Source organism: Rhodococcus sp. DMU1 (assembly GCF_012272955.1).
GTDB lineage: Bacteria > Actinomycetota > Actinomycetes > Mycobacteriales > Mycobacteriaceae > Rhodococcus > Rhodococcus aetherivorans.
Window position 1 is genome coordinate 2,976,759 of sequence record NZ_CP050952.1, and the last position, 24,429, is coordinate 3,001,187.

The window sequence follows — 24,429 nt, forward strand, 5'->3', positions numbered from 1 at the left end:
CGGCGCGCTCACCACGGGGCCGGGCGGTAGTCCTTGAGGAAGCAGCCGTACAGGTCCACCCCGGCCTCGCCCTGCACGATCGGGTCGTACACGCGGGCCGCCCCGTCGACGAGGTCGAGCGGGGCGTGGAAGCCCTCGTCGGCCAGGCGCAGCTTCGTGTGGTGGGGCCGTTCGTCGGTGATCCAGCCGGTGTCGACGGCGGTCATGAGGATCCCGTCGGCGCGCAGGTCCTCGGCGCTGGTGCGGGTGAGCATGTTCAGCGCGGCCTTGGCCATGTTGGTGTGCGGGTGCCCGGCGCCCTTGTACCGGCGCCCGCCGAACTGCCCCTCCATCGCCGAGACGTTCACCACGTACGTGCGGCGGGCCGGGGACGCCGCCAGGGCCGGTCGCAGGCGATTGACCAGGATGAACGGGGCCACGGAGTTGCACAACTGCACCTCGAGCAGTTCGAGCGGCTCGACCTCGCCGACCGTCTGCACCCAGCTGTTGGTGTGCACCAGGTCGGGCAGCAGGCCGCCGGCGTCGACCGCGACCCCGGCGGCGATCCGTGCGGGAGTCGCCGACCCGGCGACCAGCGCGAGCGAGGTGAGCGACTCGGCGGTCAGCTCGGACGGCAGCGACCCGGCCAGCGCGGCCGGATGGGCGTCCGAGGGTTTGCCGAAGGTGAGCACCTCCGGCAACGGACCCGCCGGCAACGGGCCGGACTCGGACTCGGCGAGGGCGGAGTACGCGCCGGGGGAGCGGCGCACGGTCTGCGCGGCGTTGTTGACGAGGATGTCCAGCGGGCCCTGCGCGGCCACGTCGTCCGCGAGCGCCACGACCTGGGCGGGGTCGCGCAGGTCGATGCCGACGATCCGCAGCCGGTGCAGCCAGTCGGGGCTGTCGTCCATGGCGGCGAAGCGGCGGATCGCGTCGTTCGGGAAGCGGGTCGTGATCGTCAGGTGGGCGCCGTCCCGCAGCAGCCGCAACGCGATGTACATGCCGATCTTGGCGCGGCCGCCGGTGAGCAGCGCCCGCCGTCCCGTCAGATCGGTACGGGCGTCCCGTTTCGCGTGGTTCTCTGCGGCGCAGCGCGGACACAGCTGGTGGTAGAACGCATCGACCCGGGTGTACTTGTCCTTGCACACGTAGCAGCCCCGCGGCCGGATCAGGGTGCCCGCGCTCGCCCCCGGTGCGTTCGAGCTCAGCGCGATCCCGGCCGTCTCGTCGTCGATGCGGGTGGGCGATCCGGTCGCCGTCGCCGCGAGCACCTGCCGGTCCGCGGCGACCTTGGCCCGGCGGGTCTCGTTGCGGCGCAACTGCTTGAGCTTTTTGAACATGCTCCCGACGGCGCGCTGCACCGTCACCGAATCCGGATGGTCGGCGTCGAGCTCGTCCACGAGGGACAGGACGCGGAGGCAGGTGGCGAGGTCGGCCGGGTCGATGCCCGACGCGTCGGTGTGCGAAGTCATGGGCCTGTTCGTCGTGTGGTGCGGTACCGACCGATGGTATCCGGCGGTGCGCGCGGGGCCGACCCCGCGGGACCTGTGGCCCTGCCCACGGCGCCCGAAACCTGGCAGGCTCGGGCCGGAAGGATCCCCGACCCCAGGAGACGACGATGACCGCACGGCGCCGCCCGAAGTTCCGCGACCTGTCCCCGTGGCAGCAGACGCTCGTTCTCACGCTCGCCTGCGTGCAGCTCTCGCTCGCCGCGACGGCATGGATCGATCTGGCGCGGCGCCCGGCGGACAAGGTTGCGGGCAGCAAGGCGAAGTGGGCTGCGATGATCGCCGTGAACTGGATCGGTCCGATCGCGTACTTCCGCCGCGGCCGGATCGGCTGAGCGGCTCCGGCGCCGCAACGGCGAAGGCCCCGAACCTGATCGGTTCGGGGCCTTCGCCGTCTGTCTCGACTCGGAGTGTCCGAGGGGGGACTTGAACCCCCACGTCCGTTAATAGGACACTAGCACCTCAAGCTAGCGCGTCTGCCATTCCGCCACTCGGACATGCTGATGCTCCCCGCTCCCGCGGGTGCCGTTTCAGCGTAACCCACCCGGGCGCGCGGTCCCAATCCGCTGGTCAGCGGTCCGCGTCCGGCCGCCCCCGGCGTCCGTGGGGAACGCTCCGGCGGTGCGCGCCGCCGGGCCCGACGGACGGCCGCGCGGCGCCGCAACGGCGAAGGCCCCGAACCTGATCGGTTCGGGGCCTTCGCCGTCTGTCTCAACTCAGAGTGTCCGAGGGGGGACTTGAACCCCCACGTCCGTTAATAGGACACTAGCACCTCAAGCTAGCGCGTCTGCCATTCCGCCACTCGGACCTGCTCCGCTCCCACTTCCGCGGGCGCTGTGAAAGAGTAACCCACCGCGTCGCGGCGCCCAAATCGCCCCGCCCACCTGCGTGTTTGCCGAGATCGATGGTAGACAGGGGACCGTGTCCACAACATCGAATCCCGCCCAGCCGGCCGGCGGATCCCGCGCCGAGGCCGAAGTCGTCGACCTGGTGTCGCAGCTGATCCGCTTCGACACCTCCAACACCGGAGACCTCGCCACCACCCGCGGCGAACGGGACTGCGCGATGTGGGTGGCGGCGCGGCTCGAGGAGGTCGGCTACACCACCGAATACGTCGAATCCGGGGCTCCCGGCCGGGGCAACGTGTTCGCCCGCCTGCCGGGTGCCGACCCGTCCCGGGGCGCACTGCTGCTGCACGGGCACCTCGACGTGGTCCCCGCCGAACCGGCCGACTGGAGCGTGCACCCCTTCTCCGGCGCCGTCGAGAACGGCTACGTCTGGGGTCGCGGCGCGGTCGACATGAAGGACATGGTCGGGATGATGCTGGCCGTCGCCCGCCGATTCAAGGCCGAGAACATCGTGCCGCCGCGCGACCTGGTCTTCGCGTTCCTCGCCGACGAGGAGGCCGGCGGCACCTACGGCAGCCACTGGCTCGTGCGGCACCGCCCCGACCTGTTCGACGGCATCACCGAGGCCGTCGGCGAGGTCGGCGGATTCTCCCTGACCGTGCCGCGCCGGGACGGCGGGGAGCGCCGCCTCTACCTCGTCGAGACCGCCGAGAAGGGCCTCGGCTGGATGCGGCTGACCGCCAAGGGCCGCGCCGGCCACGGCTCGTTCCTGCACGAGGACAACGCCGTCACCGCCCTCGCTCGGGCCGTCGCCCGGCTCGGCACCCACACCTTCCCGCTCGTGCTGACCGACTCCGTCGCCGAGTTCCTCGCCGCCGTCGCCGAGGAGACCGGACTCGACTTCGATCCAGCCTCGCCCGACCTCGACGGCACCCTCGCCAAACTCGGGTCCATCGCCCGCATCGTCGGCGCCACCCTGCGCGACACCGCCAACCCCACCATGCTCGACGCCGGGTACAAGGCGAACGTCATTCCCCAGACGGCGCAGGCCGTCGTCGACTGCCGCATCCTGCCGGGCCGGCGCGCCGAGTTCGAACGCACCGTCGACGAACTGATCGGCCCGGACGTCACCCGCGAGTGGATCACCGACCTCGACTCGTACGAGACCACATTCGACGGCGAACTCGTCGAGGCGATGAACGCGGCGATCCTGGCCCACGATCCCCTCGGCCGGACCGTGCCCTACATGCTCTCCGGCGGCACCGACGCGAAGGCCTTCGCCAAGCTCGGCATCCGCTGCTTCGGGTTCGCCCCGCTGCAGTTGCCCCCGGAGCTGGATTTCGCCGCGCTGTTCCACGGGGTGGACGAGCGTGTCCCGGTCGACGCGCTGCGTTTCGGCACCCGCGTCATGGAACACTTCCTGCTGCACGCCTGAGCACACCAGCACCCAGAGAAAGGACCGGTATGGCCCACGACCCGTACGCGCCGCTGCCCGACCTGCCCACGTTCGAGCTCACCAGCGAGGACATCACCGACGGTCGGCCGCTGAAGCCGGCACAGGCCAGCGGGATCTTCGGGGTTCCCGGCGGGCAGGACATCTCCCCGCAGCTGTCGTGGTCGGGCTTTCCCCCCGAGACCAAGAGCTTCGTCGTCACCGTGTTCGACCCCGACGCGCCGACCGCGTCCGGGTTCTGGCACTGGGCGGTGGCGAACATCCCGGCCTCGGTGACGTCGCTGCCCGCCGGCGCCGGCGACGACACCGGCTCCGGCCTGCCCGAGGGCGCGGTCACCCTGAAGAACGACGGCGGCCTGCACCGATTCCTCGGCGCGGCCCCGCCGGCCGGGCACGGCCCGCACCGCTACATCGTGGCCGTGCACGCCCTCGACGTGGACAAGCTCGACGGGGTGGGCACCGGCTCGACGCCCGCGTTCCTCGGCTTCAACGTGTTCTCGCACGCGATCGCGCGCGCGACGCTGCACGGCACGTTCGAGCAGTAGACCGCGTTCCGCGGATCGCCTCCGCACCGGAATCGGACAGGCACACCCGTCCGGACGGGTGTGCCTGTCCGGACGGGCGTGTCCCGGCCCGCCGATCCGGGCTCGGCGGATCAGACGCGGGCGTCCGCGCCGACCGCCTCGGCGACCGAACCGAAGCCCGCGGCCCGCACCTTGCGGGCGAGGCCCTTGTGGATGCGGCGCGCCCAGAACGGGCCGCCGTAGATGAAACCGGTGTAGCCCTGCACCAGCGACGCGCCGGCGAGGATCCGCTCCCACGCCTGCTCGGCGGTCTCGACGCCGCCGACCGAGATCAGCACCAGCCGGTCACCGACCCGCGCGTGCAGCCGGCGCAGCACCTCGAGCGAGCGCTCCGCGACCGGCGGACCGGACAGGCCGCCGGCGCCGATCTCCGCGATCCGGGCCGGGTCGGTGCGCAGCCCGTCCCGCCGGATGGTGGTGTTGGTGGCGACGATGCCCGCCAGCCCGAGCTCGACGGCGAGGTCGGCCACCGCGTCGATGTCGGCGTCGGACAGGTCGGGGGCGATCTTCACCAGGACCGGCACGTGCACGGTGTCCAGCACCGCCGCGAGCAGCGGCCGCAGCGACTCGACCGCCTGCAGGTCCCGCAGCCCGGGCGTGTTGGGGGAGGAGACGTTGACGACGAGGAAGTCGGCGAGCGGGCCGAGCAGCCGCGCGCTGGCGGTGTAGTCGTCGGCGGCGTCTCCGGGCGCGACGATCTTGGTCTTGCCGATGTTCGCGCCGATGGGGACGGTGTGCACGCGGGTGCGCAGGCGGTTCGCGGCCTCCCCGGCCCCGTGGTTGTTGAAGCCCATCCGGTTGATCAGCGCCCGGTCCGCGGGCAGGCGGAACAGCCGGGGCGCCGGGTTGCCGGGCTGCGCCTGGGCGGTGACGGTGCCGATCTCGGCGAACCCGAAGCCGAGGGGGCCCCAGGCGTTCACCCCGGCGGCGTCCTTGTCGAAGCCGGCCGCAAGGCCGAGCGGGGCCGGGAACGTCACCCCGAACACCGTGTTGCGCAGCACCGGATCGTCGACGACGAGGACCTTCGCGATCAGCGCCCGCAGCGGCGGGACCCGGGTCGCGAGCCGCATCGCCGTGAACGCGATGTGGTGGATCCGCTCCGGCGGCAGCAGGAACAGCAGTCGAAGGAACAAGCGATACACGTAACACTCCCTGCAGGCCCGGGCGGTGCCCGGGGTCGGCGTCAACGAACGGTGGGTTCGGGAACGTGGTGGCCGGTCTTGCGGCGACGCAGCAGCACCCGGCGGCTGCCGTCGGGATACAGCCGCACCCGCGTCAGCTCCCAGCCGTGGAACTCGGCCTGGATGGCGAGCCGCAGCGACGCGCTGACCCGGGACACGTCGCGCGGCAGCCGCAGCGGCACGTACTCGTACTCGTCGTTGCTGGTGTCCCAGCCCACCGGCAGCCGGGTCCACCGGCCGCCCACCTCGCGTGCCCCTGCCATCACACACCCCCGATCGGGATCCGCTGCAGTCCGTCCCCGGTCGCGGACCCGATCACCAGGACCGCGTCGGTGGCGTCGACCGCCACCGAGTTCGGTTGCCGCACCGTCGCGTACCGGCCCCGCTCCTGCGGAATCCCGGTCGACAGATCGTAGCCGATGACCTCGTTGCTGCCGGTCGAGGTGACCCACACGAGATCGTTCGCGGTGTCGTAGGCGACGCCGTACGGGGCGTTCGGCACCGGGTAACGCTGGCGCAGCACCAGCGGGTCGAGGGTGTACACATGCAGTTCCCCGCCGCGGGTGTCGGTCACCAGCACCCGGCCGAACGGATCGGTGGTCAGCTGCGTGGCGCCTTCCCCGGCGCGCAACGCCAGCCCCAGATCACCCTCGGCGACGTCGACCTCGGTCAGCGAGGTCTGGCGACGGTCCAGGGCGGCGAGCGACGTGCCCACCGCGGCGAGCGCGTCGACCGAGGCCAGGCCGGGGACGGTCTGCGTCGCACCAGACGGGTCGACGACGTGGGTGACACCGTCGGCGGTGCCCACGGCGAGGCGGCCGTCCGCCAGCACGGCCGCGGCGCGGGCGTCGCCGTCGACCGGCACCTCGGCGACGGTGCCCGCCCGCACATCCACCCGCGCGACGACTCCGGGACCGGGGGCCAGGACCTCGCCGTCGGCCCCGGGAACCACGGTCACGGCCGCGGCTGGCAGCGCGACCTCGCGGGGCGTCGCGGCCGGATCGGCGGCCCCGAGCAGCAGTAGCCGCGACCCGTCGTCGGTGAGCGCGGCGACCGTACTCGTGCCAGGATCGACGGTGAGGGCGTCGACGGCACGGCCCAGCGCCTGCACCGTTCCCGCCGGCGGGACGGCCGGCGCCGGAGCCACGGCCGGCGTGGCCGCGTCGATGGTGGGCAGGTTGTCGCCGCTGTTCGAGGAGGAACACCCGGTGACCAGCGCCAACGCGAACCCCACCGCCGCGGCGGCGCCACGTGCTGCCGGTCTGCCCATCGTCTCGCTCCTCGTACTCGTCCACGGTCGGTCCGGGGCGGCACCGTCGCCGGCCCCGCACCCGACCCCCAGTGTTCCTGATCGCCGCGGCGCCGCCGCAGGCGCCTCGCCCGCCCTCCACCCCGCGAGGAGACCGATGTGACCTGGCCCACCGGCTCGGCCGACGTGCCCGCCGACGGCTTCGCCGTCGAATACGTCAGCCCGGGCGTCCACGCGCACGGGTTCGGTCGCACCGACGAGGGACAGCCGTTCTCGTTCCGGGTGCGCCGCAAGACGCTGCGGGTGGAGGTGTACCGGCCCGCGGGCCGTGTCGCCGTCCCCACCGCGGCGGACGTGATCGCCCGGGCCCGGGCGTCGGTCGCGGAGATCGACCTCGCCGACGAACGCAGCGTGGTGGCGGCGGTGCGGGACACCGTCGCGCGCGCCCGGCCGTGCCGGTCACCGACGCTGCTCGACCGCGTGCTCGGGATGCTGCCGGGCCGCTGACCCCGCCGCACCCGCCTCGCGGTGCCGCGGCGGCCGGTGCGGCAGCACCAGCGGTGCGCCGGTCTCGGGATGGGCGTGGACCCGCACCGGGTAGTCGTACACGCGGGTGAGCAGCTCGCCGGTCAGCACCTGCGCGGGCGGGCCGTCGGCGGCGACGCGGCCCCGTTCGAGCACGCAGATCCGGTCGGCGTACGCCGCGGCCAGGTCCAGGTCGTGCAGCACCACCACGACGGCGGTGCCCGCGTCGGCGCGGGCCCGCACCACCTGCATCACCGTCTCCTGATGGCCCAGATCGAGCGCGGCGGTGGGCTCGTCGAGCAGCAGCGTCTCGGTGTCCTGGGCCAGTACCCGCGCCAGCGCCACCCGGGCCCGTTCGCCGCCGGAGAGCGCGGGGAACGGCCGGTGCGCCAGGTGCGTGACGTCGGCCTCGGTCAGTGCGGCTGCCACCAGGGCGTCGTCGTCCCGGCTGCGCCCGGTGCGCGCCCACGCCGCGCGACCCATCCGCACCACCTCCAGCGCGGTGAACGCGAAGCCGACGGCGTGCTGCTGCGGCAGCACCGCCCGTCGACGTGCCAGGGCGGCGGCCGAGAACTCCTCCAGCGGGCGGTCGCCGACCGCCACGCGGCCCGCGGCGACGGGATGGTCGCCGGCGAGCGCGGCCAGCAGGGTGGACTTGCCGGCGCCGTTGGGGCCGACGAGCGCGAGCACCTCCCCGACCCGCACCTCGAGGTCGACGCCGTCGAGGACGACGCGGTCCCCGCGGCGGACCCGCACCCCGGCGGCGCGCAGCGTCACCGCGCCGCGGCCGGCACGGGCCGGCACGTGCCGGTCCGGCCACGGCAGGCGCGGGCTCACGCCCAGCCTCCCTGGCGCGCCCGGGTGCGGCGCAGCATCCAGAAGAACACCGGGCCGCCGACCAGCGAGGTCAGCATGCCCAGCGGCAGGTCCGCGTTCTCCACCAGGGTGCGGGCGCCGAGGTCCGCGGCCAGCAGCACCACCGCGCCGCACAGCGCGGCGGCGGGGATCAGCACGCGGTGCGCGGGCCCGAGCGCGATCCGCATCAGGTGCGGCACCACGAGGCCGACGAACAGGATGATGCCGGTGAACGCGACCCCGGAGCACACCAGCACGGCGACGATCACGATGGCGGCCTGCCGCACCCGTTCGACGTCGACACCGAGATGCCGCGCGACGTGCTCGCCGAGGGCGAGCAGGTCCAGCTTCGGGGCGAGCACGACGGCCGCCGCGATCCCGCCCAGCGCCAGCGGCGCGACCACCGCCACGACGTCCCACGTGGCCCCGCCCAGGCTGCCGAGCTGCCAGAAGACGATCTGGTCGCGGGCGGCGGGGGTGGCGACGAAGGTGAACAGGGCGATCAGGCCGCCGGCGAACGCGTTGACCGCCACGCCGGTGAGGATGACCGTCACCACCTCGGTGCGGCCCTCGGAACGCGAGAGCACGTACACCAGGCTCGTGGTCAGCAGACCGGTGGCGAACGCGGCGCCGGCCAGGGCCCATCCGGCGGTGAACGCGCCGCCGAGCACGATCGCGGCGCACGCGCCGACGGCGGCGCCCGCGGACACGCCGATCACGCCGGGCTCGGCCAGCGGGTTGGCGAACACCCCCTGCAACAGGGCCCCCGCGCAGCCCAGCGACGCGCCGACCAGGACGGCCAGCACCACCCGCGGGAACCGCACCTCCCACAGCGTGACCTCCCCGGCCGGGTGGGCGGGCAGCGGCCCCAGGTCGAGCCCGGCGCGGTGCAGCACGCTGCCGATCACCTCGGCCGGCGACGTGGGCACCTGCCCGAGGCACGCCGAGAGCACCGCCAGCACCAGCAGCGCGACCGTCAGGCCCGCGACCACCGCGGCGGTCCGGCCGCGGTGCGCGGCGGGCAGCCGGGCGGGCGCGGCGGTGTCGACGGCGCTCATGCCGGCGCGGCGGGGTAGAGCGCAGCGGCGAGCGCGGCGAGCACCCGCCCGGTGTCCGGGCCGAAGCTCAGCAGCACCGAGTCGGCCATGTCGACGACGTTGCCGTCGCGCCCGGCGGGGGTCTGCGCGACGCCGGGCAGCTGGGCGAGCCCCGCGGGTCCGCCGACGGAGGCGAGGCTCTCGGTCATGATCAAGATCACATCGGGGGCGGACGCGATCATCGCCTCGCTGGTGATCGGGGTGAACTCGGAGGTCAAGCCGGCGACGGTGCCCGCGTCGCGGCCACCGAGGGCCTCGACGAGCGCGTCGGCGCCCGACCCGGGACCGCCGAGCATCTTGATCGCCGACCCGCGCAGGTACAGGAACGCCACGGTCGGGCGGTCGCCGTCGTCCGGCACGGCCGCGCGGGCCGCGGCGATCTCGTCGTCGGTGCGCTGGGCCAGGGCCTCACCCGCCGCGGGCACGCCGAGGGCCCGGGCCACGAAACGGATCTGCTCGCCGACCGTCGCCAGCGTGCGGCGCGGGTCGACGAACACCACCGGCACGCCCGCGGCCCGAAGCTGCTCCTGCACCGCCAGCGGGCCGACCGACGTGTCGGTCAGCACCACCGTCGGGGCCAGGGCCAGGATCGCCTCGGCCGAGAGCCCGTGCCCACCGGGGGTGACATTGGGCACCTGCTCGACGGCGGGGAAACCCGCCGTCGACCGCCCCACCAGCCGGTCCCCCAGACCGAGGGCGAACACGGTCTGCGCGAGGGTGCCCGACCGATCGGCGGTGACGATGCGGGCGACGTCGGTGACGGTGACCTCGGCGCCGTCGACGCTGCGGACCGTCACCGGCAGCGCCGGGGCGGGAGCCTCGGTGATCGGCCGCGGGTTCGGGTCGTCCACCACCGCGGTGCGCGCCCCGGTCCCGGCACCCCCGGTCGGGGCGGCCGAACAGCCGGCGACGAGCGCGACGAGCGCGAGCGCCGCGGCGAGGAACGCGAAGAGGCCGCGCCGCGTCATGGCAGGGGAGGGGTCGTGCGGTACCGATCGAGGTCGGCGGCCAGGTCGGCGAACAGGTCGCCGTTGAGCCCGAACACGAGGTTGGCCTCGTCGATCACCGTGCGCTGCTGCACCTCGTCGAGCGGCGCCGCGTCCAGCTTCGCCCGGTAGGCGTCCTTGAACGGTTTGGGCTTGGGAATGTCGTCGAAGATGTAGAACCGCAGCCCGTCCCGGTCGAACCCGTAGGCCCGCTCGAGCATGCGCCGGATGATCTGGCCGCCGGACAGGTCCCCCAGATACCGCAGGTAGTGGTGGGCCAGGAACACCTCCGGCCGCGCCGCGGCCACCCGCTCGAGCCGCGCGACGTACCGCTCGGCCGCGGGCAGCGGCGCGATCGTCTCCCGCCACCGCGGGCCGAGCAGGAACGTCAGATCCGCCTCGAGCGCCGGGGTGCGCAGCAACGCGTCGTCCAGGAAGGGCCCGGCGATCGGGTCGCCGGCGTGGCCCCGGCCCACCCGCTCGAGCGCCTCGTAGACGAACCACGACTGGGCGAGCAGCGCCGCGTAGCCCTCCCGGGTGAGCCGGCCGGCCAGCAGTTCGGTGACGAACTGCGCGTTCTCGGTGTCGCTGTGCGCCTGCGCCGTCTCGCGCCGGAGCCGTTCCGCGAACCCCGTGACCTCGATCGCGGTCATCGACCGGTTCCTCCTCGTGCCCGACGTCCACCGTCGGCGCACCCACGCCGACCTAGAAGACAGGCTAACCTGACCCGGCGGCGGATCCGGGGGGCGACGTGTCCGAGGTCACGCACTGACGTCGTCGAGCGCGGCCGCGATCGCGGCCGGCAACTCCAGCTCCTCGGCCACCAGCACCCCGGTCAGCTGCGCCAGATCCCGCGCGCCGACCACCGTGGACGCCACCGCCGGCCGGTCCCGCACCCACGCCAGCGCCACCGCCAGCGGCGACGTCCCGAGCCCGTCCGCGGCCGTCGCCACCGCCTCGACCACCCGCGCCGCCGGCTCGGTCAGATAGCTGCGCACCTCCTCGGTGTGCACGTCGTCGGCGCCGCGCGAGTCCGCCGGGATGCCGTCGCGGTACTTGCCCGTCAACACCCCGCCCGCCAGCGGCACCGCCGCGAACACCCCCACCCCGTGGTGCAGCGCCGCCGGGATCAGCTCCTCCTCGACCCCGCGCGCGAGCAGCGAGTACTCCACCTGCGTCGCCACCAGCGGCGCGTGGCGCGTCGCCACCGCCGCGGCCGTCGCCAGCTGCCAGCCCAGGTACCCACGCACCCCCACGTACCGGGCCCGGCCGCTGGTCACCGCGAACTCCAGCGCCGCCGCGACCTCGTCGACCGGCGTCCGCGGATCCCACGTCGCCACCTGCCACAGGTCCAGGTGGTCGGTGCCCAGCTCCCGCAACGTGCGGTCCAGCTGCGTGAGCAGGCCCGCACGGGAACAGTCCACCCGGCCCGCCCCGACCTTCGAGGTGTCGATGCCCGAGCTGCCGGACACCACCAGCTGATCCCGCGGCACCACGTCGTCGAGCAGCTCCGCCAGGATCCGCTGTGCCACCCCGTCGCCGTAGGCGGGGGACGTGTCGACCAGGGTGCCGCCGGCGTCGACGAACGCCGACAGCTGCGCCGCCGCCTCGTCCCCGTCCGTGCCGCGTCCCCAGCTCAGGGTGCCCAGACCGAGCCGCGAGACCCGCAGCCCGCTCGCACCCACCGTTCTGTGTTCCATATCCGCCCGCGCCTCGTGACCATCCGACCGACGGGGCCGATCCGCCGCAGCCGCGACCGCCGCCCCTGACCCAGCACCCTAGTGCCGCGAGGCCGCGAAAACCGTTCCGCCGCGCCGCGTACCCTCGCCCAGGTGAAAATCGACCCCACCCCCGGCGACCTTCCCCACGATCACCCGGAGGTCGCCGCGTGATCGGCGAATCCATGACCTGGCTCCAGACCCTCGTCCTCGGCCTCGTGCAGGGTCTGACCGAGTTCCTCCCGATCTCGTCCTCCGGCCACCTGCGGATCGTCTCGGAGATCTTCTTCGGCACCGACGCCGGCGCGTCCTTCACCGCCGTCACCCAGCTCGGCACCGAGGCGGCCGTCCTGGTCTTCTTCGGCAAGGACATCGTCCGCATCGTCGCCGCGTGGTTCCGTGGCCTCGCCCACCGCGAACACCGCAGCGACCTCGACTACCGCATGGGCTGGTACGTGATCGTCGGCACCATCCCCGTCGGCGTCCTCGGATTCCTGTTCAAGGACCAGATCCGCACCGGCGCCCGCAACCTGTGGCTCATCGCCACCATGCTCATCGTGTTCGCCCTCGTCATCGCCGCCGCCGAACGCTACGGCCGCAAGACCCGCAAGCTCGACGAACTCACCCTCCGCGACGGCATCCTCATGGGCAGCGCGCAGGCGCTGGCCCTGATCCCCGGGGTGTCCCGCTCCGGCGGCACCATCAGCGCCGGCCTGTTCCTCGGCCTGACCCGCGAGGCCGCCGCCCGGTACTCGTTCCTGCTCGCCATCCCCGCCGTCGTCGCCTCCGGCCTGTTCAGCCTCCCGGACGCGTTCGAACCCGCCGGGGAGGGCCTCAACGCCTCCGGCGCCCAGCTGTTCGTCGCCACCGCCGTCGCATTCGCCGTCGGCTACGCCTCGATCGCCTGGTTGCTCAGGTTCGTCGTCAACCACTCGATGTACTGGTTCGTCGGCTACCGCATCGCCCTCGGCGCCGTCGTCCTGGCCCTGCTCGCCACCGGCACCATCTCGGCCACCTGACCCCGGGACCCACGCCGGGCCCGCTCGTCGGGCGCCCGGCCCATTAGGCTGGCTTCATGACGGTCATCCTGCTGCGGCACGGGCGCTCGACGGCGAACACCTCCCGGGTCCTCGCCGGCCGCACCCCCGGCGTCGAACTCGACGAGATGGGCCACATCCAGGCCAAGGGCCTCGTCGACCGGCTCGCCGGCCTCACCATCGCCGAGATCGTGCACTCGCCGCTGCTGCGCTGCCGCCAGACGGTGACCCCCCTCGCCGCCGACCGCGGCCTGACCCCCCTCGTCGACGACCGCCTCGTCGAGGTGGACTACGGGCAGTGGACCGGCCGCGAACTCGGTGACCTGCTGAAGGAACCGCTGTGGAAGGTGGTCCAGCAGCACGCCTCCGCCGCGGTGTTCCCCGACGGCGAAGGCCTCGCACAGGTCCAGGCCCGCGCCGTCACCGCCGTCCGCGAACACGACGGCCGCCTCGCCGCCGCCCACGGCGGCGACGTCGTCTGGATCGCCTGCACCCACGGCGACGTCATCAAGGCCGTCCTCGCCGACGCGCTCGGCACGCACCTCGACGGCTATCAGCGCATCGTCGCCGAGCCCGCCTCCCTCAGCGTCGTCCGCTACACCGAGACCCGCCCGTTCGTGCTGCGCGTCAACGACACCGGCTCGGACCTGTCCGGGCTCGCGCCGCCGGCGCAACCGGCGCCCGTGCCGGGCGGGGAGGTCGGTCCCCGCGGCGGATAATGGGAGAGCGACACCGGATGGATTCGACAACGAGGAGGTGCGATGGCCCGCGCGATACATGTCTTCCGGACCCCGGACCGGTTCGTCGCCGGCACCGTCGGTGAACCCGGCGACCGGGTGTTCTATCTGCAGGCCGTGCACGCCTCCCGGGTGGTGAGCGTGATGCTCGAGAAGCAGCAGGTGCAGATCCTCGCCGACCGCATGGGCCTGCTGCTCGAGGAGGTGCACCGCCGCTTCGGCACGGACCTGCCCGAGGACGCGGACGTCGACATCAGTCCGCTCGTCACCCCCATCGACGCGGAGTTCCGCGTCGGGACCATGGGCCTGGGCTGGGACGCCGACAGCGGCAACGTCGTCGTCGAGCTGCTCGCCGTCACCGAGACCGAAGTCGACGAGTCCGTCGTCCTCGACGACGCCGAGGAGGGCCCGGACGCGGTCCGCGTCTTCCTCACCCCCCAGCAGGCCCGCGAATTCGCCGCCCGGTCCGAACTCGTCGTCGCCGCCGGCCGCACCCCGTGCCCGCTGTGCGGCGAACCGGTCGGCGGCGGCCACATCTGCGTACGCACCAACGGGTACCTGCGCACCGAGGGCTTCGACCCCGCCGCCTGGCTCGGCGAGGAGACCTGAGCCGGTGGGCAGCCCCGACGTCCGCACCGTGCTCACCGACGGCGAACTCACCGTGGTCGGCCGCGTCGTGCACGCCAGCAACGCCACCCTGGTGTGCGACGCCACCCTCGACGCGACCACCGTGCGCTGCGTGTACAAGCCCGTCCGCGGCGAACGGCCCCTGTGGGACTTCCCCGACGGCACCCTCGCCGGCCGGGAGGTGGCCTCCTACCTCGTCTCCGAGGCCCTCGGCTGGGGCGTCATCCCCACCACCGTGCTGCGCGAGGGACCCTTCGGGACCGGCATGGTGCAGCGGTGGATCGACACCCCCGACCCCGCCGACCCGCCCGGCCGCCTCGACCTGGTCGACCTGTGCCCGATCGACGCCGTCCCGCCCGGCTGGCTGCCCGTCCTGCGCGCCCGCGATCTCGACGGCACCGACGTCGTCCTCGTCCACGCCGACGACCCGCGACTGCAGCGCATGGCCGTGCTCGACGTGATCCTCAACAACGCCGACCGCAAGGGCGGGCACGCCCTCGAGGGCGTCGACGGCGGCGTGTACGGCGTCGACCACGGCATCTGCCTGCATCGGGAGAACAAGCTGCGCACCGTGCTGTGGGGCTGGGCCGGCAGCCAGGTCGACCCGTCGCTGCTCGTCGACCTGGACAAACTCGCCCGCGAACTCGACGGCGAACTCGGGCAGCGGCTGGGCACCCACATCACCGCCGGCGAGGTCGCCGCCCTGCGGGGCCGCGTCGGCGCCCTGCTCCGCCGCCCCGTCATGCCCCGCCCGGTCGGAGAGCGGCGCATCCCCTGGCCGGCGTTCTGAGGACCCGGCCTCCGTCCGGAGCCGCCCGCGCCCTCTACTAGGCTCGTGCGCATGCTGTCATGGTCCGACATCGCGCTCCCGTCCGTCCCCGGTCAGGGCCCCCCGCTCCGGCTGTACGACACCGCCGATCGCGCGGTCCGCCCCGTCACCCCGGGCCCCACGGCCACGATGTACGTCTGCGGCATTACCCCCTACGACGCCACCCACCTCGGTCACGCCGCCACCTACCTCGCCTTCGACCTGGTCCACCGCGTGTGGCGCGACGCCGGCCACGACGTGCACTACGTCCAGAACGTCACCGACGTCGACGACCCGCTGTTCGAACGGGCCGCCCGCGACGGCGAAGACTGGATCGTCCTCGGCATGCGCGAGACCGCCCTGTTCCGCGAGGACATGGAGGCGCTGCGCGTCCTGCCGCCCCGCGACTACATCGGCGCCGTCGAATCCGTCGGCGAGGTCGTCGAACTGGTCGAGAAACTCGTCGCCTCCGGCGCCGCGTACATCGTCGACGACGCCGAATACCCCGACGTGTACTTCCGCGCCGACGCCACCGAGCAGTTCGGCTACGAATCCGGCTACGACCGCGCCACCATGGAGCACTTCTTCGCCGAACGCGGCGGCGACCCCGACCGGCCCGGCAAGCGCGACCCGCTCGACGCCCTGCTCTGGCGCGCGCAGCGGCCCGGCGAACCGGCCTGGCCGTCCCCGTTCGGCGACGGCCGCCCCGGCTGGCACATCGAATGCGCCGCCATCGCCCTCAACCGCATCGGCAGCGGCTTCGACGTCCAGGGCGGCGGCAGCGACCTGATCTTCCCCCACCACGAATTCTCCGCTGCCCACGCCGAGGCAGTCACCGGCGACCGCCGCTTCGCCCGGCACTACGTGCACACCGGGATGATCGGCCTCGACGGCGAGAAGATGTCCAAGTCCCGCGGCAACCTCGTGTTCGTCTCCAAGCTCCGCGGCCAGGGCGTCGACCCCGCCGCCCTCCGCCTGGGCCTGCTCGCCGGGCACTACCGCACCGACCGGGCCTGGACCGACCAGGTCCTCGCCGACGCCCAGGCCCGCCTCGCCCTGTGGCGCGACGCCGCGGCCCTGCCGTCCGCGGCTTCGGTCGACGACACCGTCGCCCGGCTGCGTCAGCACCTCGCCGACGACCTCGACACGCCCAAAGCGCTCGACGCACTGGATGCGTGGGCGACGTTCGCGGTCGAGCGCGGCGGCGTCGACCCCTCGGCGCCCGCCGTATTCGCGGACGCCGTCGACGCCCTGCTCGGCATCCCGCTGCACTGAAGCGCCTTCCGAGTGTGCACATCTCGTCGCGACACGCCGAAGCGTAACGACGAGATGTGCACGCCCGACCCTCTATACATGGGTGACGGATGAGAGCGAGAGGTGCGGGGCCAGGTGCAGAGTGACCGCTGGGTCGAGGTCAGTCCCTCCCCGTTCGACCACGAACGCGAAGGACTCGAACGGATCAAGGAGATCCTTCCCGACGCCCCACCGTTCCGGGCGTGGTCGAACTTCGAGTTCCGCGACAACCGTGGCCGCTGGCACGAGGTGGACCTGCTGGTCCTCGCCCGCGACACCCTCTACCTGATCGAACTCAAGTACTACAGCGGCGTTCTGCGCGGCAACGACCACGTGTGGAGTCGCGGAAATTACCGTTCTGAGGATTCGCCGCTGCTTCTTGCGCGCAAGAAGGCGCAGTACTTCTCGTCGCTGCTGAAGGACCGGCTGGCGGAGAAGACCGGGCAGAAGAACCTCAAGGGCATCATCCCGTTCGTGCAGGAACTCGTGTACCTGCATCATCCGGGCCTCGAGTGCATGCTGCCCACCAGTTCCAAGATCAACCTCTACGGCATCGACGGCTACGAACACAGCAGCCGACTGCCTGGCCTCAGCGAACGCCTCCTGGCACCGGCCAAACACGAACCGGTCTCCGAGGAAAAGTCGCTGTTGATCCGCGACCTGATGACGGCGATCGGTCTCGCCCCGCGCCGCCAGCGCGAGGTCGGTTCCTGGGTGATCGACGATCAGCCCCTCGGCGACGGCGAGGGCTGGCAGGATTGGCCCGCCTTCCATCACGTCGACATGGAACGGGCCGCCCGCATCCGCTTCTACCTGCCCAAACCCGGCGCGACCTCCGCGGAGGAACACGCCCGGGCGCGCGGCGTCGAGCACGAATACAGGCTGCTGTCCCGGCTCAAGCACGACGGCCTGCAGGTGCCCGTCGACGTCGTCAAGGACAAGGAACTCGGCATCGGCCTGGTGTTCCCGAAATCCGAGAGCGACGTCCGCCTGGACCTGTGGCTCGCGGACCACCACGGCGAGATGACGCTCGAGCGGCAACTCGCGGCGCTCACCGAGATCGCCGAGATCGTCCACTACGCGCACCGGCACCGCGTGGTGCACCGCACCCTCAACCCACGGGCGATCGTGGTCCGCGACCGCAAGACCGGCCCGCAACCGCAGGTGACCGACTGGGACACCGCGGGTGTGCTGCCCGCCAACGCGGAAACCGGGGTCACCCGCCTGTCTGCGGGGCCGCTGAGTCTCATGGCCGGCAGCCTGAGCGACCAGGCCCGGCTGTTCACCGCGCCCGAGGGCGTGAACCCCGCCGACCCGGCCCGAATGGACGTCTTCGGACTCGGCGCGCTCGCGTTCTACCTGCTCACCGGCGGGCAGTCACCGGCAACGGAGCGAGGCGAACTGCTCGACCGATTGCGCCGCGACGGCGGTCTCGATCTGGCGGTGGAACTGCCGCAGGTCCCTTCGATCCTGCGGCAACTCGTGCTCGACGCCACCGACCCCCGTCCCGCAGAACGGATCTCTTCCGTCGCAGACTTCCTCGAGCGACTCGAGGCGGTGCGCTCGGATCTGTTCCGCGCCGAGGGGGAAACCGATCCGCTCGACGCGAAACCCGGCGACGAACTCGGCGACGGCCGCTTCGTCTACAAGCGGCGCCTGGGCGCGGGGTCGACCGCCGTCGGAATCCTTGTCGTGGACCGCAAGGCGGGCGATCACGAGCGGGTCCTCAAGGTCGCCCGCGACGACGAGGCCGCCGCTCGCATCCACGCCGAGGCGCAGGTGCTCGGCAAACTCGACGATCCTCGCATCGTGCAGCTCGCCTCCGAGGAGAACGTCGGCGGCCGCGCGGCTCTCGTCGTGCACTACGCGGGACGCACCACCCTCGCGGAGGAACTGGCCGCTAAGGGCGGGCGGCTGTCGATCGATCTGCTCGAACGCTGGGGCACCGATCTGCTGCAGGCGCTCGTCGCTCTCGAACGCGCCGGGGTGGTGCACCGCGACCTCAAGCCGTCGAACCTCGGTGTGCACCAGTCCAGCCCGCGTGCCGACGCGCACCTTCGCTTGTTCGACTTCTCGATGGCCGGGATCGATCTGCGCCACACCGACGCCGGAACCCCGCCCTATCTCGACCCGTTTCTCGGCACCGGTGGACGCAACCAGTACGACACCGCCGCCGAGCGCTACGGTGCCGCGGTCGTCCTGTTCGAGATGGCAACCGGTGCGGCGCCGCAGTACGGACCGGACCCACAGGCGAACCCGGCCACCGTGCAGGACGACGTCACCGTCGATCCCTCCATGTTCGAGACGCCCGTCGCGGCAGGTCTCACCGCGTACTTCACCTCGGCGCTGTCCCGCGACGTCGCGACCCGCCCGGACACGGCCGAGGAGATGCTCCGCGACTGGCGCCGGGTGTTCACCGACCTCGACGCCGCTCCCGCGAAGACCGACAAGACCACTCGCGCAGTCAAGGTCGTCGCCGGCACCTCCCTTGCTGCCGCCGGGCTGAGCGCACGGGCCGTGTCTGCTCTCGCCGCGGCGCAGGTCACCACGGTCGGCGAGCTGTTGGTGCTCGATTCCACCCGACTCAACCGGCTGGTCGCCAAGGAAGCAAAAGCCACCCGCACCGAGATCCGCGACCGGCATCGCACGTGGGTCAAAGAACTCGGCCGATCCGCCGCAAAGCCCCAGGATCAGCAGGGCCTGCTCGGCCTCGACGACGCCGTCGCCCTGTTGGTATCGGCGGTGGGCACGGGTAGGGCCAGTACCCGCCGCAGCGCAGCGGAACTGCTCCTCGGTGTCACCGGCACTCTCGATGCGTTCGTGTCCGGCAACGAACTGGCGTCGGCGTTGAAGAAGAGCGGTCCCCGAGGAAACCAGCTCCTCAAGGAACTGCAGTCCGACTGGGCGGAGAACCCGGCGACTCGGGAGCTGCTCGACGAACTCATCGATGTCGCCGACCAGGTCCTCCGCGATTCCGGTGGGGTAGTAGCGATCTCCACCCTCACCGCCGAGATCCGCGCCCGGCTGCCCCAAGCCCCGGCCGCTACCACCGATGCCTTGGCCCCGCGTCTCGCGGAGCGTGCTGCCGCCGGGCTGTTGCGCCTCGCCCTGGATCGACTCACCGAGCACGAAACCGCGGAGGGAACCCGACGGTGGGTGCGCCGGCGCCACGGTGGACGCCTCGCGTTGGTCGCAGACGACGAACTCCTGCTCGCCGGAGCCGAAGCCGCGGGCCGTCGCGCCGACGACCTCATGGTCGCCACCCCGATGTCCCAGGTGGTCCCGATGGGCACCGCGGCACGCGAACTGCGCGGCGCGTTCGCTCGCGCCTACACAGCCGCGGCCGGACCGGACGTGCCGGTGCCGCTGCCACCGGACGGGCGTCTTGTGCGCTTGGCAGCGGCGATTTCCCGCTTCGCCGCCGTCTCCGGTCGCGGTGAGCTGCACAGCCGCAGTCTCGGCCCGTCCGACGCGCTGCGCATTGCCCTTGCCGGACTCGCCCAGACTGAGGCGTTGTCACCGACGGAGATCCGGGCACGCGTTGCCGCACGATTCCCGGAACTCGACCGGCTCCCGGCCCGACCCGCTCTCGATGCGCACCTCGACCGTGCCGGGCTCGGCCTCACCTGGGACGGCACCGCCTACCGCTACGAGCAGGCCGCGCCGCCGAGCGAAACCTCCCTGCACACCCGCACCGCCACTCACACCGGACCGTCCGCCGGACCCGTCGTATCCGCCGCGACCAGCGATGGTGGCGCGGCGCGGAACTCGCTGGTGACGCGCTCCTTGGCCGAGAACGGCTTCCTTGTGTTCGGGGTGCCCGTCCATCGGCCCGGCGACCACCAGGTCGTCGCGCGGGAACTCGTCGAGACCCACGAGGGTGAGGTCCTCGACGTCACCGGAGCGATCATCGACGCGATGCGGACTTTCTCGTCCGAGCGGGGTGTGCCGTGGGATCTCGTGCGCAGCGCAGATGCTGCGGCGCCGGGCAGCAAGGATGCGCGGGGCCTGCGCGCGGTGCTCGAGCAGGTGATGCCGCGTGTCTGCGCCGGCCTCGAGGAGCGAGTGTTCGGCGACGCCGCGCAGGCGAGGCCGCTGGTGCTCACCGAAATGTCGCCGCTGGCCCGCTACGGCTACCTCGACGTCTTGGCTCGGCTGGCCGACCTGTCGGCACCACGTCGCCGCCCGGTGTGGGTGGTGTTACCGCAGATGCGCGGGCAGCGTGGCGCGTTGGTGGATGGTCAGCCGATCCAGTTGGGTTCACCCGGTGGACAGTTCGTTGTGTACCCGGTTTGGAAGACCGGGATCGTGGAGAGCGAGAAGGTGTGATGGCGGACTTTTCCGCGACCGAATTGGTGAAGGCGCTGCGCAAGCAGGTCACCGTCCTCGAGGACGATCTGCGTGCGCGCGTCGACGGCGCGGACGTCGACACCCGACAGCCCGGGGTGGAGCAGCGGTGGCGAGCCGAGTACACCGCCGCGCTGCACGCACAGCGGACAGCTGCGTCGTGGCAGGTGTGGCGCGACGAACGGGTGACGCAGGCCGCGGTGGCGTGGGTGCTGCTGACGGTGTTCGCGCGCTACTGCGAAGACCACGCACTGGTGTCGAAGGCGTGGATCGGAGGACCGGACGCGGATGCGCGCCAGCAGGCACTCGACGCCCGGCGCGCCTACTTCACCGAGTTCCCGGAGCACACCGACCGCGAATGGCTCGAAACGATCGTCGCGCATTTCGCCAAGATGGAAGCCACCCGCGGGCTGGTCGACAGCTACTCGCCGATGCACCAGGTAGCCCCCTCGGGTGACGCGGCGCGCAGTCTTCTCGAATTCTGGTGGGAAAAGGACACATCGGGTGAGCCGCTGTGGAGTTTTGCTGATGTCGACACACGATTCTTGGGTGACGTCTATCAGGATCTGTCGGAGTTCGCGAAGAAGACCTATGCGCTTCTGCAGACCCCGGAGTTCGTCGAGGAGTTCATCCTCGATCAGACCCTCGAACCGGCGCTGAAAGAGCGCCCGCTCGATGGCTTCACGGTGATCGACCCGACCTGCGGGTCCGGCCACTTCCTGCTCGGCGCGTTCCACCGGTTGCTGGAGCGCTGGGAGAACGAGGCTCCCGCGCTCGGCCGTCGCGTACTGGTGCAGAAGGCGCTGGCATCGGTATTCGGCGTAGACATCAACCCGTTCGCGGTGGCGATCGCGCGGTTCCGGCTGATGGTCGCCGCATTGGATGCGAGTGGGGACAAGTCGATCGAGAAGTTGATCGACATCGAACTCAACCTCGCGGCCGGTGACTCGTTGCTGTGGGGTGCGCGGCAGCAGGCGCTTGCGGATGATCTGTGGTCGACCGGATCGGAGCAGATGGCGTATGCAACGGAGAACGCGGATGCGCTCAAGTCGATTCTGCAACGGGAACATGATGTGGTGGTAGGGAATCCGCCGTACATCACTGTCAAGGATACGGCGCTGAACGCGACCTACCGTCAGCTCTACTCGACGTGCCATCGGCAGTACGCACTGACGGTGCCGTTCATGGAATTGTTCTTCGACCTCGCCAAGAGCGACTCCGATGGCAAGCCAGGGTGGGTCGGACAGATCACGTCGAACTCATTCATGAAGCGGGAATTCGGCTCAAAGCTCATCGAAGGGTTCCTGAGCACCCGTGACTTGAAACGGGTTATCGACACGTCGGGCGCGTACATCCCGGGTCATGGGACACCGACAGTAATTTTGGTGGGACGCAATCGGACGCCGGTTGGTGAGACGGTTCGCGCGGTGCTCGGGGTGCGAGGGGAGCCGGGCCGACCAGAAGATCCCGCGAAGGGAATTGTGTGGTCGGCAATCGTGGAGCACGTCGATGAATCCGGTTTCGACAACGGTTGGATCAGCGTCGCTGAGTTGGATCGATCGACGCTTCGAACTCATCCGTGGAGCCTGTCAGGTGGCGGCGCAGTCGAACTACTTCGAGATGTGGAATCCTCGAGTGTCGCGAGGCTAGAAGGTATGATCCGCGAAATTGGTTTTGCCGTGATTACCGGTGAAGACGAGGCATTCGGTGTGCCGCTTGGAATGGCCAGTAGACGCATGGGTATCGAGTGTGTGATGCCGCTTGTCGGCGGTGAGGGCGTCCGCGATCATTGTGTCGAGGCTAGTGGTGCGGCCATCTGGCCCTACACAGCTGAACTGCTCCCCCAAGAGCTGCCCGGGGCCCTCAAGGTTCTCTGGCCGAATCGTCGTGTTCTGGAGGTGCGCCGACGCTTTGGGACCCCGGTCGAGGAGATTGACGATCTCGCATGGTGGGAGATTCGTGAGCTTTATCGAAGTAAGGTGCGTGTCGCGCGGTCCATTGCATTCGGTGAGATTGCTTCTCATAACCATTTTGTTCTTGATCGCGGTGGGCGGGTATTTGACCGTACAGCGCCCGTTATCAAGCTACGGGAGGACGCGAGCGAGGACGATCACCTGCGGCTGCTCGGGTTGCTCAACAGTTCGGTAGCGTGCTTCTGGCTAAAACAGAACTGTCAGAACAAGGCCGGCGGCGGAATCGGTCGCGGCGATTCGGACGAGCATTGGGAGCAGCGGTACCAATTCAATGGCACCAAGGTACAGAACTTCCCACTTCCATCGTCCTACCCATTGGAACAAACCCGCAGGCTGGACACCCTCGCGCAGGAGCTCGCCACCCTCGTTCCGACTGCCGTCGCCGCGATCCGCGTGCCGACCACTGAGGCACTGGCACACGCGCGCACCGAGTCTGACCGGATTCGTGCACTGATGATTGCGCGCCAGGAGGAACTCGACTGGGAGTGCTATCGGCTCTACGGACTCATCGACGAAGACCTCGCCTACGCGGGTGAGCTACCCGGAATTGCGCTGGGGGAGCGGGCGTTCGAGATCGCCCTCGCGCGCGCCGTCGAATCCGGTGAGCGCACGGCCTGGTTCGAGCGGCACCGCTCCACTCCGATCACCGAAACTCCGTCGTATCTGCCCGCTGACTATCGAGACCTCGTGCAGCGCCGTCTTGACGTGATCGCGTCGAATCCGCACATCCGTTTGCTGGAGAAGCCGGAGCACAAGCGGCGGTGGGCGACCGAGCCGTGGGACAAGCGCGTCACCGAAGCGTTGCGTGACTGGCTGCTGGATCGCGTCGAGAACCGCGACCTGTGGTTCGAAGGTGACCACCCGACCCCGCGCAGCATCGCGCAACTCGCCGACCGGCTCGACCGCGACGAGGATTTCCGTCAGGTACTGAGGTTATGGGCCGGCAACAACGAGGTGTCCACTTCGGCGGCGTTGGCCAAGCTCCTCGATGAGGAGGGTGTCCCGTATCTGGCAGCGTTGCGGTACAAGCCGTCCGGTCTCATCAAGCGCGAAGCGTGGGAACACACCTGGGATCTTCAGCGCCGCGAGGATGCGGGGGAGAAGTTGGACGGCCCGATTCCGGTGCCGCCGAAGTACAAGCCCGCCGATTTCCTCAAGGCTTCGTACTGGTCGCGACGCGGCAAACTCGATGTGCCCAAGGAACGGTTCATCTCTTATCCGAATGCGAACCGCGACACCGACCCTACAATGCTCCTCGGCTGGGCGGGATGGGATCACGCCGAACAGGCCCTCGCGCTCGCCGGACTCGTCGATGAACGCATCGCGACCGACGGCTGGGATCAGGCGTCTCCAGAGAAGCTGACTCCGATGCTGGCGGGCCTCGCCGAGCTGTTGCCATGGGTGCGGCAATGGCACGGTGAGATCGACCCCGAATACGGCGAATCCGTCGCTGACACCATCGAGGAAGTGCTGCGCTCGCACTGCGCGGAACTCGGTCTGACCATCGAGGATCTCGCTGTCTGGCGGCCACTTCCTGCAACCCGAGGCCGCCGTACAAACGAACGTTGAATTGCGACAATCGTGCGGCTTCTGCCGTGCCGATCCAGAACGTTCAGATGTTACC

The 24,429-nt window shown here is 71.2% G+C and carries 20 protein-coding genes and 2 tRNA genes; 11 read left to right on the plus strand and 11 right to left on the minus strand.

The window, feature by feature from the left end:
• Window positions 1-8: 8 nt before the first annotated feature.
• Window positions 9-1,451 (minus strand): SDR family oxidoreductase, encoded by a 1,443-nt coding sequence (locus tag HFP48_RS13955; RefSeq protein ID WP_006939337.1) that lies wholly within the window; start codon window positions 1,449-1,451, stop codon window positions 9-11.
• Between the two features lie 146 nt (window positions 1,452-1,597).
• On the opposite strand from HFP48_RS13955, the gene HFP48_RS13960 reads away from it, so the two are divergent.
• A complete protein-coding gene (locus tag HFP48_RS13960; RefSeq protein ID WP_006939339.1) occupies window positions 1,598-1,822 on the plus strand; it encodes a PLDc N-terminal domain-containing protein in 225 nt (74 codons plus the stop codon).
• A 76-nt stretch (window positions 1,823-1,898) separates the two neighbouring features.
• Here the strand turns inward: HFP48_RS13960 and HFP48_RS13965 are convergent.
• Together HFP48_RS13965 and HFP48_RS13970 are read right to left on the minus strand one after the other, a co-directional pair.
• Window positions 1,899-1,984 (minus strand) — tRNA-Leu (locus HFP48_RS13965).
• Window positions 1,985-2,209: 225 nt separating this feature from the next.
• Window positions 2,210-2,295, minus strand: a tRNA-Leu gene (locus HFP48_RS13970).
• 113 nt (window positions 2,296-2,408) lie between these two features.
• Here HFP48_RS13970 and HFP48_RS13975 point away from each other — a divergent pair.
• Window positions 2,409-3,770 (plus strand): M20/M25/M40 family metallo-hydrolase, encoded by a 1,362-nt coding sequence (locus tag HFP48_RS13975; protein ID WP_050035234.1) that lies wholly within the window; start codon window positions 2,409-2,411, stop codon window positions 3,768-3,770.
• A gap of 29 nt (window positions 3,771-3,799) precedes the next feature.
• Window positions 3,800-4,333 (plus strand): YbhB/YbcL family Raf kinase inhibitor-like protein, encoded by a 534-nt coding sequence (locus HFP48_RS13980; protein WP_006939343.1) that lies wholly within the window; start codon window positions 3,800-3,802, stop codon window positions 4,331-4,333.
• Between the two features lie 110 nt (window positions 4,334-4,443).
• Here the strand turns inward: HFP48_RS13980 and HFP48_RS13985 are convergent, their stop codons facing one another.
• Genes HFP48_RS13985 through HFP48_RS13995 form a run of 3 tightly spaced genes read right to left on the minus strand, consistent with a single transcriptional unit; the run spans window position 4,444 to window position 6,823 of the window.
• A complete protein-coding gene (locus HFP48_RS13985) occupies window positions 4,444-5,514 on the minus strand; it encodes a quinone-dependent dihydroorotate dehydrogenase (RefSeq protein ID WP_161995990.1) in 1,071 nt (356 codons plus the stop codon).
• 41 nt (window positions 5,515-5,555) lie between these two features.
• Window positions 5,556-5,816, minus strand: a complete 261-nt coding sequence (locus HFP48_RS13990) for a DUF5703 family protein (protein WP_006939347.1) — start codon at window positions 5,814-5,816, stop codon at window positions 5,556-5,558.
• Complete coding sequence (locus tag HFP48_RS13995; RefSeq protein ID WP_050035236.1) at window positions 5,816-6,823, minus strand: hypothetical protein; 1,008 nt, start codon at window positions 6,821-6,823, stop codon at window positions 5,816-5,818. The genes HFP48_RS13990 and HFP48_RS13995 overlap by 1 nt, the downstream gene beginning before the upstream one ends.
• 138 nt (window positions 6,824-6,961) lie before the next feature.
• Between HFP48_RS13995 and HFP48_RS14000 the strand changes: the two genes are divergently transcribed.
• Window positions 6,962-7,309 carry a hypothetical protein gene (locus HFP48_RS14000; protein ID WP_050035237.1) on the plus strand — a complete coding sequence of 116 codons (348 nt, stop codon included), beginning with the start codon at window positions 6,962-6,964 and terminating at the stop codon, window positions 7,307-7,309.
• Here HFP48_RS14000 and HFP48_RS14005 read toward each other — a convergent pair.
• From HFP48_RS14005 to HFP48_RS14025, 5 genes are all read right to left on the minus strand, one after another.
• On the minus strand, window positions 7,262-8,164 hold the full coding sequence (locus tag HFP48_RS14005) for a heme ABC transporter ATP-binding protein (protein WP_050035238.1): 903 nt from the start codon (window positions 8,162-8,164) through the stop codon (window positions 7,262-7,264). The two genes, HFP48_RS14000 and HFP48_RS14005, sit on opposite strands and share 48 nt — an antisense overlap.
• Window positions 8,161-9,240 carry an iron ABC transporter permease gene (locus tag HFP48_RS14010; protein ID WP_006939355.1) on the minus strand — a complete coding sequence of 360 codons (1,080 nt, stop codon included), beginning with the start codon at window positions 9,238-9,240 and terminating at the stop codon, window positions 8,161-8,163. The genes HFP48_RS14005 and HFP48_RS14010 overlap by 4 nt, the downstream gene beginning before the upstream one ends.
• Complete coding sequence (locus HFP48_RS14015; RefSeq protein ID WP_006939356.1) at window positions 9,237-10,247, minus strand: ABC transporter substrate-binding protein; 1,011 nt, start codon at window positions 10,245-10,247, stop codon at window positions 9,237-9,239. Before HFP48_RS14015 ends, HFP48_RS14010 begins: the two co-directional genes overlap by 4 nt.
• Window positions 10,244-10,918 carry a biliverdin-producing heme oxygenase gene (locus tag HFP48_RS14020; protein WP_006939358.1) on the minus strand — a complete coding sequence of 225 codons (675 nt, stop codon included), beginning with the start codon at window positions 10,916-10,918 and terminating at the stop codon, window positions 10,244-10,246. The genes HFP48_RS14015 and HFP48_RS14020 overlap by 4 nt, the downstream gene beginning before the upstream one ends.
• 108 nt (window positions 10,919-11,026) lie before the next feature.
• A complete protein-coding gene (locus tag HFP48_RS14025; RefSeq protein WP_029543698.1) occupies window positions 11,027-11,965 on the minus strand; it encodes an aldo/keto reductase in 939 nt (312 codons plus the stop codon).
• Between the two features lie 191 nt (window positions 11,966-12,156).
• Between HFP48_RS14025 and HFP48_RS14030 the strand changes: the two genes are divergently transcribed.
• The 7 genes from HFP48_RS14030 to pglX all read left to right on the plus strand — a co-directional run bounded on the left by HFP48_RS14030 (window position 12,157) and on the right by pglX (window position 24,374).
• Complete coding sequence (locus HFP48_RS14030) at window positions 12,157-13,002, plus strand: undecaprenyl-diphosphate phosphatase (RefSeq protein WP_170914091.1); 846 nt, start codon at window positions 12,157-12,159, stop codon at window positions 13,000-13,002.
• A 56-nt stretch (window positions 13,003-13,058) separates the two neighbouring features.
• The gene (locus HFP48_RS14035) at window positions 13,059-13,739 is read left to right on the plus strand and encodes a histidine phosphatase family protein (protein WP_006939362.1); all 681 of its coding nucleotides are present in this window, start codon (window positions 13,059-13,061) and stop codon (window positions 13,737-13,739) included.
• Between the two features lie 42 nt (window positions 13,740-13,781).
• The gene (locus tag HFP48_RS14040) at window positions 13,782-14,366 is read left to right on the plus strand and encodes a DUF3090 domain-containing protein (protein ID WP_006939363.1); all 585 of its coding nucleotides are present in this window, start codon (window positions 13,782-13,784) and stop codon (window positions 14,364-14,366) included.
• Between the two features lie 4 nt (window positions 14,367-14,370).
• Window positions 14,371-15,174, plus strand: coding sequence for an SCO1664 family protein (locus HFP48_RS14045; protein ID WP_050035239.1), 804 nt, complete (start codon window positions 14,371-14,373; stop codon window positions 15,172-15,174).
• Window positions 15,175-15,225: 51 nt separating this feature from the next.
• Window positions 15,226-16,467: a cysteine--1-D-myo-inosityl 2-amino-2-deoxy-alpha-D-glucopyranoside ligase gene (gene mshC, locus HFP48_RS14050; protein WP_168579646.1), complete on the plus strand. Its 1,242-nt coding sequence runs from the start codon at window positions 15,226-15,228 to the stop codon at window positions 16,465-16,467.
• Window positions 16,468-16,581: 114 nt separating this feature from the next.
• A complete protein-coding gene (pglW, locus tag HFP48_RS14055; protein WP_168579647.1) occupies window positions 16,582-20,814 on the plus strand; it encodes a BREX system serine/threonine kinase PglW in 4,233 nt (1,410 codons plus the stop codon).
• The gene (pglX, locus tag HFP48_RS14060) at window positions 20,814-24,374 is read left to right on the plus strand and encodes a BREX-2 system adenine-specific DNA-methyltransferase PglX (protein WP_168579648.1); all 3,561 of its coding nucleotides are present in this window, start codon (window positions 20,814-20,816) and stop codon (window positions 24,372-24,374) included. Before pglW ends, pglX begins: the two co-directional genes overlap by 1 nt.
• Window positions 24,375-24,429: the final 55 nt, after the last annotated feature.